We start from the raw sequence: 10,476 nt of genomic DNA, 5'->3' as shown, positions 1-10,476 counted from the left end.
CCCAACCCCCTCCAACCGGTTCAAAGACAACGCAGGACGGCGCTAAGAGTGCCCACGTAGTGGTAGCGAACCAGCCGGCGGCCACGCGACAACTCGCGCATCCAGTGGCGCCAGACTGGGCTTTCCCAGTCGAATTCGAGATGCGTCAGCCAATTCGACGGCTTGAGAAGCGGCGGCCCCTCGCCGCTGGTCGCATAGGCGATCCGCACGCGATCCGCAGCGAGGCAGAAGCGGATTTCCTGCCGGAGCACCGGCGTCGGCTCCCCCTCGGGCTCGTGCGGCGCCGGGCTCGCCTGCGACTCGCCAGCCGCCTCCTCCACCCGCCGCAGCACGTTGCGGACCCGAGCGCGCAATTCGCGCAGGTCGAACGGCTTCGTGATGTAGTCCTCGGCCCCGAGTTCCAGCCCGACCACGCGGTCGACGACGTCGATGGCCGCGGTGAGGAACAGGATGCGCGGGCCACCCGTGCCGACGCCGAGGCTGCGCGCGACGGCGAAGCCGTCTTCCCCCGGCATGTTCACGTCGAGGATCACCAGATCAGCGGGCTCCTCGGCCAGCAATTGGCGCAGCGCCCGCCCGTTGGTCGCGGTGCGCACCGCGAAGCCGTGCCGGCCGAGATACTCCGCCACCATCCGGCCGATCTCGGGCTCGTCGTCGACGATGATCAGGCGCCCGGCACCGCCAGCCAGCACTGCGGCATCCGTCGGCGCCGGTCCGGCCTCGGCCTGGGTCGGTGCTGCGAGCGAAGGCCGGCCACGGAGCTCCCGCGCCGCGGCCCCCAGGGGCCCGGGCGGCAGGCCCGCCTCCTGCAGCATCCGCAGGCCCGTCTCGCAATGCTGCTCGGCCTCCGCGCGCCGGCCGAGCCGCACCAGCAGTCCAACCAGCGCAGCGCGCGACTTCGCGTCAAAGCCATCCAGCTCCACCCAGCGACGGGCATGCCCGACCGCCTCCTCCGGCGCCGCAGCCAGGAGACGGTTGACCAGCTCCTCCAGCACCGCCGCGTGCTGCCGGCGGGTATCCTCGCGCTCGGCCAGGCACCAGGCCTGGAAGTCGGGCTGCGCCGGCAGATCGAGGCCCGCCAGGAATTCGCCGCCGACGCTCGCCGCGACGTCGGCCAGCATCCCGGTCGCGGCCCTGGCGAGCGGCTGCGCGCAGACCTGGCGCAGCGCGAGAAGGTCACTCTGCGCGCCCTCGGGCGCATAACCGACGCTGTCGCGGTCGGCGAGGATCCGCGCCGGGCCACCTGGCTCGTCGACGAGGCCGCGCAGCTTGCTCAGGCTCCAGCGCAGGGCGCCGCGCGGGTCGTCGGGAACATCCCAGAGCAGGGTGCAGAGCCGTTCCCGCCGCCGCGGACGCCCTGTCGCAACGAGATAGCCGAGCAGTGCGCGGGTCTTCTTCGAGGGTGGCAGCGGCTGCGCCACGCCGTCGCGCAGCACCGCCAGCTCGCCGAGCATGCGGATGGTCAGCATGGCCGCCTCGGCGCAGGGTGCGGCCGATGCCACGCCCATGCCCAGGCCGAATGCCACGCCACCCGGAGGGGCTCGGCGCGGCGCGGCGCTCCGGCCCGCCGAGGCATCGGGGAACAAGATGATGTTGCAATCGGCCATCCAGGCCATGATCTGCGGCCAGGACCTGCATCCTCTCGCGCACGTGGCCTGGATCGCATCGCGGGCGGGTGCGGGCGCCGTGCCACGCGGCATGCGCCTGGCACACCAGCGTGCGGCGGAACGGCGCGAGCTCGGCGCGCTCGATGGAGGTATGCAGCGCGATGCCGGCCTCGGTCCGCCCGAGGTCCGGGCGTTGCTGCGGAAGCCGCTATGGCATGCATGAGGTCGGCTCGGCCGGCGGCGACACGGCCCTGGCGACGCTGGCCATCCGCGCCAGCGTCGCGCCAGGGACAGCGCGGCGCCGCGCCTCGCCGATCCTCAGACTGGGTGCAGGTTGGTGGGCCGTCGTCACCGCTGCATCATCCCGATTGCGTGGCCAATGTTTTGCATATCCCCGGATACGCGGCCACGCGTCTCACACTGCCGTGACCGCGCTAGCTGAACAACGATGCGAAGTTTGGCGGTGATGGCGGCTCAGAGGCGCCCAGCCGGAGTTCGGCGCGGTCGAAGGTGGCGGCGATGCGCGCGCCGAGGCCGCGGACCAGCGCGAGGATCGGCCGGTTCTCGGGGGAGAAGAAGAAGTGCGCGACCTCCTGCCCCTGCGCGGCGGCGCCGAAGAGTGCCTGCTGGACCAGGCGCCGTCCCAGGCCGCAGCAGCGCTGGTCCGGATGGACCGAGACCGCCATTTCCACATGGCACGGCGCGAGGGCCGGCTGCGCCTCGGCCAGCCCGACGACCCTGCCGCTCGTCTCCTCCACCGCGCCGATGAGGACCGCGCGGGACGGGTTCAGCCGCAGGACATAGGCGGCGATCGCCGGGTCGCTCATGCCCGCGCCGAAGCGGGCATGGCGGTCGAGCCGGCCGAACTCCAACAGGTGCTGTTCGATGGCCGGCAGGTCCTCCTCGCCGAGCCGCCGGATGCGGAGGGGCGGGGCGGATTCTGTTCGGCAACGGGCGTCGGTCTCGACGCGCACCGCCTCGGCCTGTGCATGCGGCGCCATGTCAGCAGCCGTCCAGCCCGGTGGATTGCCGGCGCGCCTCGTACGGAATGGTGGACCGGTCGATGCCGATATCCTTCAGCATCCTGTCGTCCAGGCGGCTCAGGATCGCCGCCGTGCGTTGCTCGCGGCACCAACGGCGGATGGCGCGGAGGGGTGCCCACGGCAGTTCGAACTGAAAGGCCCGCCCGCTGGAGATGATGGTATGCATGGCCTGTTCTCCTTCGTCTGGTGAAGACCGGCGGAGCTTGATGGGGCGGCGTGGGAGGCATCGTTGACGGGGGCGAGGAAAGGCGGATGCGAAGCGTGGTATTCGCCGCCATGCCCGCGCCGCCGCGGGGCCGCTTTTTCCGCGCGGCCACTATTCACCGGTGCGGCAAGGCCCATCTGCCAACGGTCCCGACCCACAGGTGCGGCGTGATCGCGCTCTGCCCCAGGCTGCTCCCGGCCCGCATCGCATTGGCATCCGCGTTGTTCGTCGCGGGATGCGGCGCCGGTCCCGGGCCGCAGGCCCCCCCGGCGCCGGCTGGCTTTTCCGCCGACACCTTCACCCGCGAGGGGCTGGTCAGCGGTGCGACGGCTACCGAGGCGGGATGCCGCGCCCTGCCAGATACACTCTGGGTCGAGACCGGCGGCCGCCGCGAATGCCTGCGCTACGCCACCGGCGGCGCGGCCGGATCCTCGCCGGTCGCCTTGCTGCACCTTCCTGGCGACCCGCCGGGCATCGTCTACCGCGCCGCGGCCGGCCGGGTGCAGATCGATCGCCTCAGCGAGTTCTACGAGCAGGATGCCGCGTCACGGCGCCTCGCCGCGGGGATCCTGGCCGGCGCGATGCAGGGCATGCCGGTGTTCCTGATCGCGCGGCCCGGCATGCACGGCTCGTCCGGCAACCACGCGCAGGACCGCCACACGCTCGACGAGGTGGACCTTGTCGACGGGGCTGTGGACGCGCTGAAACGCCGCTACGGCTTCCGCAACGTCGTGCTCTCGGGCTTCTCGTCTGGTGGGCTGCTGGTCGCCAACCTCCTGGCCAGGCGCAGCGACATCCGCTGCGCCGTCATCGCCTCGGCGCCGCTCGACCTGGCGCAGTTCCGCCGCAGGCCCGACGGCATCGTCGCGGACGACTTCGCCCTGCGGGAGGGCGACCTGGCCGACCCCATGCGCTCGGTCGCGGCCATCCGGTCGGATGCCGAGATCTTCGTCATCGGCGACCGGCGCGACCGGAGCGTGCCGCACGCTGCCTGGATCAGGTGGTCGGCTGCGGCGCGGCGCCAGGGCCTGCGGGTGCATGACGCCGAAACCAGAGGCCTTGACCGGCCAGAACTCGGGTCCGCGCGGACCTATCACATCACCAGCGGCCGCAGCCTGGAGGCGGCCTATGGCTGCGCCACGGGCTGGCCGCCCGAACAGCTGCGGCAGGCGCTCCTTGGCGGCGAGCGCATACTGAGGCCGGAGGGACGGAGGCTGGACGGCGACGCGATCCGCGCCGCCTTCGCCGGGCGCCGGCTGGCCGGGGTGGACTGGAACCGCTGGGGCATGCGGGCCACCCTGTCCACCTTCTGGAGCGCCGATGGCGACCAGTACCAGTTCCACCCGGCGCACCCGGACCGGCGCATCGCGACGCAGCAATGGTGGATCGACGGCGACACGCTCTGCACCTCGGATGACGGCTGCAACCCGGTGCTGTTCAATGGCCGCGCCCTGCACCTCGTCGGCGGCGAACCGCAGCGCTTTCTGATGACCTTCACGGCGGACTAGCCTCCGCCGGCATCCAGGGCGGCGACCAGCCGGCGCACCTCCTCGGGCAGGAAGGGCTTTTCCAGGACGGGGCGGCCCGAGCGGGTGAGGAACTCGGCGGCGACCCGGCTCAACGCATCGCCGGTAACGAAGGCGGTGCGCCGGCACAGCTGCGGCCGCTGCCGTTCCAGCCAGCAGTAGAGGGCCCGCCCGTCCATGTCGGGCATCCGCAGGTCGCAGAGAATGGCGTCGTACTCCCCGCGGGACAGAAGGTCCTGGGCGTCCCGCCCCGTCACCGCAAAGTCGCAGCGGAAGCCGTGCGCAGCGAGCATGCGCGCGAGCACGCCGGCGAGTTCCGCCTCGTCGTCGATGACAAGTGCCCTCCGCGGGACCGCTGGCGGCGTGGTGTCCGGATGCGCAACGGCCATGGCCGCCGCGGCCGCATCCTGCCCTGCACGCGGCAGCCGCAGGACGAAGCTTGCACCGCCCGCCCCCTCCGCCAGCGTCAGCGAGCCCCCGTGCGCGTCCGCGATCCGGCGCGACACCGCAAGGCCGATCCCCGTGCCGACCGGCTTCGTCGTGAAGAAGGGGTCGAAGATCCGGCCCCGTAACTCGGCGGCGATGCCGGGTCCATTGTCGGCGACCGAGATCTCGACCGCGTCGCGGGCCGCCCGCGCCGCGATGCGCAGGCGGCGTGGCCCGGGCTGGCGCTCCAGCGCCTGCTTGGCATTGGTGATGAGGTTCGCCAGGACCTGATGCAACTGGTCCGCATCGCCGAACAGCGGCGGCAGGTCGGCCGGGACGTCCCGCATCACCTCGATACCGTCGCTCCGCAGACCGTAGGTCAGCAATTCCAGCGCGCTGTCGACCAGGGCGGCTGCGGCGATCGGGCGCCGCTGGACTTCCTGCTGCCGCGCCATGGCGAGAAAGCTGCGGACAATCCGCGCGCAGCGCTCAGCCGCCACGCGGATCCGCTCCGCGCTCCTGGCGAGGCCCGGCCCGCCGGCCTCCGCCGCTTCCTCCTCCAGCATCAGCGCCCCGGCGAGCACGATGGAGAGCGGGTTGTTCAACTCATGCGCGACACCGGCGAGGAGGGAGCCGAAGGTCGCCATCTTCTCCGCCTGCAGTAGTGCCTCGCGTTGGCGCTGGAGCTCGGCGGCGGCCGCGCGCGCCTCCCGCAGGGCTGTGACATGGCGCTGCGCCTTGGCGATCGTCGCCTCAAGGTCGGCGAAGTCGATCGGCTTGGTCAGGAAGTCGAAGGCGCCGCGGTTCATGGCGGTACGGATGTTGCTCATGTCGCTATAAGCGGAGATGACCACGGTGGCGAGCGGCCCCTCCGCCTTCTGCAACTCGCCAAGCAGCGTCAGCCCATCCATCCCGGCCATGTTGATGTCGGCGAGAACGAGGCCGATGCCCGCATGGCCCGCGACGAGGTCGAGCGCCTTGACACCGTTGCGGGCGAAGAGGAAGGCCATCTCGCCCGCGCGAATTCGCCGCCGGAACCGCTGCAGGATCAGCGCCTCCAGATCCGGCTCGTCGTCGACCACGAGGATCGTCGTCACGGCCCCGCCCTCCACCGGGCGAGGCAGCGGTCGATCTCGGCCCGCAGAGCGGGAAAGTCGATGGGCTTCGGCAGCAGACCATCGGCGCCACCCGCCAGTGCGCGGCGGCGCGTATCGGCATCGCCATAGGCAGTGACCATGATGATCGGAAGGTCGGGGCGTGCTGCCTTCGCGCGTGCCAGCAGGTCAAGCCCGCTCATCTCCAGCATGTTGATGTCCGACAGCAGGAGGACAATGTCGTCCTGCCCTGCATCGCCGATGATCCGCAGCGCCTGCCGCGCCGAGGTCGTGAACATCAGGTCGAAGCGGCCGGCCCTGATGTCGCGGCGGAATTGCTGCCGGAACAGCGGCTCCATATCCGCTTCGTCGTCGGCGACGAGGATGAGCGCGTTCATGCGTCCCTCCCGTCCGGCGACGTCCCGGTGCAAGGCAGGGTGACGACGAGTTCGGTGAAGCTGCCCGCCTCCGTCACCACGTCGATGGTCCCGCGGTGCTGCTTCACAACGATGTCGTGCGAGAGCGAGAGGCCGAGGCCGGTGCCTTCTCCGGTGGGTTTGGTGGTAAAGAAGGGCTCGAAGATCCGCGCCTTGACCGCGTCGGGAATGCCGGCCCCGTTGTCGCGCACGCGGATCTCGACCTGGCCCGGCAGCGCCCGCGTTGTGACGGAAAGTGTTGGCTGGAACCCGGCCACCGCGTCCCCGGTGCGCTTCGCATGCGCCGCATGGAAGCCGTTGCCGAACAGGTTCAGCAGCACGCGGGTAAATTCCTGCGGGTAGAGCTCGACCTGCCCGACCGCCGGATCCAGATGCTTCTCGAGCGCGATGTTGAAGCCCGGCTTTTCTGCCCGTGCGCCGTGGTAGGCCAGGTTCAGCGCCTCCTCGACGAAGGCGTTGAGGTCCACCAGGCGGCGTTCCCCGCCGCTCTCGCGAGAATGGGCTAGCATGTTCCGGATGATGCTGTCGGCGCGCTTTCCGTGCTGTACCACCCGGCCCAGATTGTCCCGCAGCGTCGCGGCGAGGTCCGCGATCTCCTCACGCAGCGCCGCATCGAGCGAAGGCCCGGCCACGGCGAGCGCCTCCTCAAGCTCGTGCAGCAGGTCGACCGAGAGCTCGGCGAAGTTGTTCACGAAGTTCAGCGGATTCCGGATCTCGTGCGCGATGCCGGCCGTGAGCTGGCCGAGCGAGGCGAGCTTCTCGGTCTGGATCAGCCGGTCCTGCGCTGCGCGCAGTTCGTCCAGCGATTGCGCCAGCTCCTCGGTCCGGTGCGCGACCTTGGCCTCCAGCGTCTCCTGCGCCTCCTGCACCCGCGCCGCCATGACGTTGAACCGGTGCGCCAGCGCGCCGATCTCGTCCGCCGAAGTGACCGCGATGCGCTGGCGCAGGTCACCTTCGCCGAGGCGCTGCGCACCGGCCTGAAGCTGGCGGATGGGGACGACCATGCGCCGCGCAAGCCAGCCGCCCAGCAGCAGGGCGAGGAGAACGCTGATGCCCAGCAGGATCAGCGTCTGGTAGAGCGTGACGAGCACCGGCGCCAGCACCTCCCGCCGTGGCAGCTCGACGAAGACGAGCCAGCCGAGCCGCGGGATGGCAGCATGAGCCGAGAGCACCATGCCCCAGTCCGAGCGGACCGGGTTCCCGGGTGCGGCGTCGTCGCCCTGCGCCTTGCGCACGGCGCGGGCGACCTGCGGCAAGTGCGACAGATCCGTCCCGCGCAGGACGAGGCTCATGTCGGGATGCGCGACGAGCCGGCCGGTGGCGTCGGTGACGTAAGCATAGCCCGTGTCGCCGACGCGGATTGCGGTGACCACGTCCCAAATCAACTTCAGGTTTACGTTGACCGCGGTGACGCCCGGCCGGCGCCCGGCATGGGCGATGGCCAGCGTCATGTACGGCTCAGACCCCCGCTCATAGTAGACCGGGCCGTACCAGACGCGGTTGGCGATGGCCTGCGTGAAGCGCGGGTCGGCGGACAGATCGGCGCCGCCGCCGGCCAGGTCCGGCTCGAGCCGAGAGAGCCGCAGTTGCTCGCGCGCGTCGGCGTCGATGTAGAGCACGTCCATGATGGCCGGCGTCTGGCGCAGCAGGCGGATCAGGTCGTAGCGGCGCTGGTCGGGGTCCAGCCGGGCCCATTCCGCCCGAGTCGTCCAGCCGATCTGGTTCTCGATCTCGCCGATGAACTGGGCCACGCGCTCGGCGGCCGCGAGCGCCTTCTCTCGCTGCACGTGCACGGCCGATGCCGTGGCCTCGTCATAGGACAGCACCATGTTGACCGTGCCGTTGGCGAGGAACGTGACCACCACGAGGCCGATCAGGGTGCGGGCGAAGCGGCGCGCCAGGCCGGATGGCAGGAACGCGGCGGCGGCGGTGCGCAACAGCCAGGCGAGGAGCGGATGCTTGCGGCGGGGCGCGCGATCCGCCGCGGCCGCCGCGGCCAGCGGCTTCGCCCGGCCCCGTGGTGCGCCGGAGAGGTTCACGCCCATGGCGGCACCGCGACACGCCCGGTCATTCGATCACCTCGTCCGCCCGCCCGAGCAGCGTCAGGGGCAGGGTGAGGCCGAAGCGCCTGGCCGTGTCCAGGTTGATGAACAGCTCGAGCTTCGTGACCCGCTGCACCGGCAGTTCGGCCGGCCTCGCACCCTTGAGGATAAGCCCGGCATAGATCCCAGCCTGCCGGTGGGATTGCACGAAGTCGCCGCCATAGCTCAGCAGGCCGCCAGCGATGGCGAAATCCCGGGTCTGGGTGATCGCCGGCATGGCGTGCCGGATCGCGAGTGCCGCAAGCTGCTGGCCGCGGAAGGCGAAAAAGGGATCGGAGGTGAAGACGACGCCGCGCGCGCCGATGCCGGTTAGCGTGTGGAACACGGGGCCGAACTGCGCCTCGACGCTGGCCTGCAGGACGTGGATCCGCACCCCCAGCGCCTCGGCAGCAGTCTGCAGGCTGCCGACCTGTGACATGGCGGTCGGGCTGGTCGGATTTGCCACGACGCCGAGCAGCAGTGGCGCGGCGCCGTCGTCACGCGCAGCGCGGACCACCTCGTGCAGGATCTCCAGCCGCTTGGGGCTCGCCTCGACGCTGAGGCTCGACACGCCGGTGAGGTTGCCCTCCGGCCTGCTTAGGCTGCCGACCACGCCGAGTGCGATGGGATCGCCGCCCATCTCGAATACGACCGGGATCGCCGTGGTTGCCGACTTGGCCGCGAGCGCGACGGGTGCGCCCCCAGGCGCGGCGATGACGGCGACCTGCCGGCCGGCGAGCTCGGCCGCGAGCGCCGGCAGCCTGTCGTAGCGCCCCTCCGCCCAGCGGAAATCGATCGCGACATTGCGGCCCGCGTCATATCCCGTGCTGGCGAGCCCGTCGCGGAAGGCGAGCACGCGGCTGGCAAAGGGCTCGGGTGATTCAGGGCCGAGATAGCCGATGACGGGCAGCGCGAGCGGCTGCGCACGCCCGGCACCTGGCCGTGCCGCCGCCGTGCCAAGCAGGGCGATGAACCCGCGCCGCGTCATCCGATGTCCCATCAGTCGCCTTGGAAGGCGATGCGAGCCTAGCAACACGGAACGTGGCCCGTCGATCTGTATCGCAACGTAGACGCCGTGTGGTTTCGTGCTGCGGTGCAATTGCCACCTGTGGCTGCGTCCGTGCGGTGGCATAATCCCCGCGCGGTGGGACTCACCTCAGGCCGATACCACGGTGCCGCATGATTTTCCCACGGGCGCACTCACGGCCCGTCACACGTAGCCTCGGCATCCTCCTGCCGTCGCCCAATGAGGCGAGCAGAGGAGCTACGATCATGAAGCACATCGCATTCGCATCCGTCATTGCCGTCACCCTGGCCGCCGGTGCGGCCCAGGCGCAGGCCCCACTGGACGGCACCGTCCGCATGGCAACGGGCGGGTCCCTTGTCGGCGGCGGCGGTGCCACCATCGAGGGCGGTGGCGACAACATGACCATCACCTACAGCACCTTCGGTGCCGGCAGCGGTGGTGGCCTGCCGTCGCAGCCTTCTCTCTTCGCGCGCTTCGCGGGCAGCCTCGGCGACGGGCCGGCAGTGGAATACCTGGCCATGGCGTCTGCCAACCCCAGCCGCGAGGCATGGCTGGTCGGCGGCGGTGACAACGCCGCCCTAGTCTACGCGCAGCCGCGCTGAGCGGTTCGTGCCAGGACGCCGGCCGGCGATCCCACGAACATTACCCAATGGAGGTGACCATGTTCCACCGGTTCCTTGTCGCCCGCGAGAATGTCCGCGACATCCTGGTGGTCGTGGCCGCCTCCGTTTACTTCCTTGGCTTCTTCGGGGCGGTTCAAGCCGCGCTTACCAAGCTGTTCTACTAGGCCGGCAGAGTGACCAGCTTCCCTTGAGTGGTCCGGGCGGATTTTTAGTGGATTACCGCGACCGCGCTTCCTGAGCTGCTACCTGGCCCTGCCTCACCACGGTCTCTGGGGCGGGTGGTCGGTAGCCGAGCGAGGAGTGCGGGTGAATCCGATTGTAGTGCTGACGCCAATCCTCGATCAGCACCTGGGTGTCAATCGGCGTTGGGTTGGGACCCCGGATCGGCGCCCAAAAGGGGCTCCGTC

12 protein-coding genes are annotated in these 10,476 nt (G+C 70.7%); 4 read left to right on the top strand and 8 right to left on the bottom strand.

The genetic code is table 11. The annotated features are described in order from the left end of the window. Positions 1-20: 20 nt before the first annotated feature. Positions 21-1,469: a response regulator gene (locus AC5JJ1_RS03755; protein WP_495783780.1), complete on the bottom strand. Its 1,449-nt coding sequence runs from the start codon at positions 1,467-1,469 to the stop codon at positions 21-23. On the opposite strand from AC5JJ1_RS03755, the gene AC5JJ1_RS03750 reads away from it, so the two are divergent. Continuing rightward, entirely contained in the window at positions 1,468-1,830 is a 363-nt protein-coding gene (locus tag AC5JJ1_RS03750) for a hypothetical protein (RefSeq protein ID WP_495783779.1), read from the top strand. The genes AC5JJ1_RS03755 and AC5JJ1_RS03750 overlap by 2 nt on opposite strands. A gap of 211 nt (positions 1,831-2,041) precedes the next feature. Here AC5JJ1_RS03750 and AC5JJ1_RS03745 read toward each other — a convergent pair whose 3' ends face one another. Together AC5JJ1_RS03745 and AC5JJ1_RS03740 are read right to left on the bottom strand one after the other, a co-directional pair. Then, positions 2,042-2,608, bottom strand: coding sequence for a GNAT family N-acetyltransferase (locus tag AC5JJ1_RS03745; RefSeq protein WP_495783778.1), 567 nt, complete (start codon positions 2,606-2,608; stop codon positions 2,042-2,044). A 1-nt stretch (position 2,609) separates the two neighbouring features. Then, a complete protein-coding gene (locus tag AC5JJ1_RS03740; RefSeq protein WP_495783777.1) occupies positions 2,610-2,816 on the bottom strand; it encodes a DUF1127 domain-containing protein in 207 nt (68 codons plus the stop codon). 260 nt (positions 2,817-3,076) lie between these two features. On the opposite strand from AC5JJ1_RS03740, the gene AC5JJ1_RS03735 reads away from it, so the two are divergent. Continuing rightward, positions 3,077-4,363: an alpha/beta hydrolase family protein gene (locus AC5JJ1_RS03735; protein WP_495783776.1), complete on the top strand. Its 1,287-nt coding sequence runs from the start codon at positions 3,077-3,079 to the stop codon at positions 4,361-4,363. Here the strand turns inward: AC5JJ1_RS03735 and AC5JJ1_RS03730 are convergent. The 4 genes from AC5JJ1_RS03730 to AC5JJ1_RS03715 are packed head-to-tail and all read right to left on the bottom strand — an operon-like array spanning position 4,360 to position 9,518. Continuing rightward, a complete protein-coding gene (locus AC5JJ1_RS03730; protein WP_495783775.1) occupies positions 4,360-5,904 on the bottom strand; it encodes a hybrid sensor histidine kinase/response regulator in 1,545 nt (514 codons plus the stop codon). The genes AC5JJ1_RS03735 and AC5JJ1_RS03730 overlap by 4 nt on opposite strands. Further along, on the bottom strand, positions 5,901-6,299 hold the full coding sequence (locus AC5JJ1_RS03725) for a response regulator (protein WP_495783774.1): 399 nt from the start codon (positions 6,297-6,299) through the stop codon (positions 5,901-5,903). Before AC5JJ1_RS03725 ends, AC5JJ1_RS03730 begins: the two co-directional genes overlap by 4 nt. Continuing rightward, positions 6,296-8,383, bottom strand: a complete 2,088-nt coding sequence (locus tag AC5JJ1_RS03720) for a sensor histidine kinase (protein WP_495783773.1) — start codon at positions 8,381-8,383, stop codon at positions 6,296-6,298. The genes AC5JJ1_RS03725 and AC5JJ1_RS03720 overlap by 4 nt, the downstream gene beginning before the upstream one ends. 22 nt (positions 8,384-8,405) lie before the next feature. Beyond that, positions 8,406-9,518 (bottom strand): ABC transporter substrate-binding protein, encoded by a 1,113-nt coding sequence (locus AC5JJ1_RS03715; protein WP_495783772.1) that lies wholly within the window; start codon positions 9,516-9,518, stop codon positions 8,406-8,408. Positions 9,519-9,691: 173 nt separating this feature from the next. Between AC5JJ1_RS03715 and AC5JJ1_RS03710 the strand changes: the two genes are divergently transcribed. Both AC5JJ1_RS03710 and AC5JJ1_RS03705 read left to right on the top strand, forming a co-directional pair. Then, on the top strand, positions 9,692-10,048 hold the full coding sequence (locus AC5JJ1_RS03710) for a hypothetical protein (protein ID WP_495783771.1): 357 nt from the start codon (positions 9,692-9,694) through the stop codon (positions 10,046-10,048). A 59-nt stretch (positions 10,049-10,107) separates the two neighbouring features. Beyond that, complete coding sequence (locus AC5JJ1_RS03705; RefSeq protein WP_495783770.1) at positions 10,108-10,233, top strand: hypothetical protein; 126 nt, start codon at positions 10,108-10,110, stop codon at positions 10,231-10,233. Between the two features lie 52 nt (positions 10,234-10,285). On the opposite strand, the gene AC5JJ1_RS03700 is transcribed toward AC5JJ1_RS03705, so the two are convergent. After that, a partial coding sequence (locus tag AC5JJ1_RS03700) for an integrase core domain-containing protein (RefSeq protein WP_495783769.1) occupies positions 10,286-10,476 on the bottom strand: 191 nt, incomplete at its 5' end.

This window comes from Belnapia sp., assembly GCF_059504005.1.
This window is presented reverse-complemented; position numbering and strand designations above follow the sequence as displayed.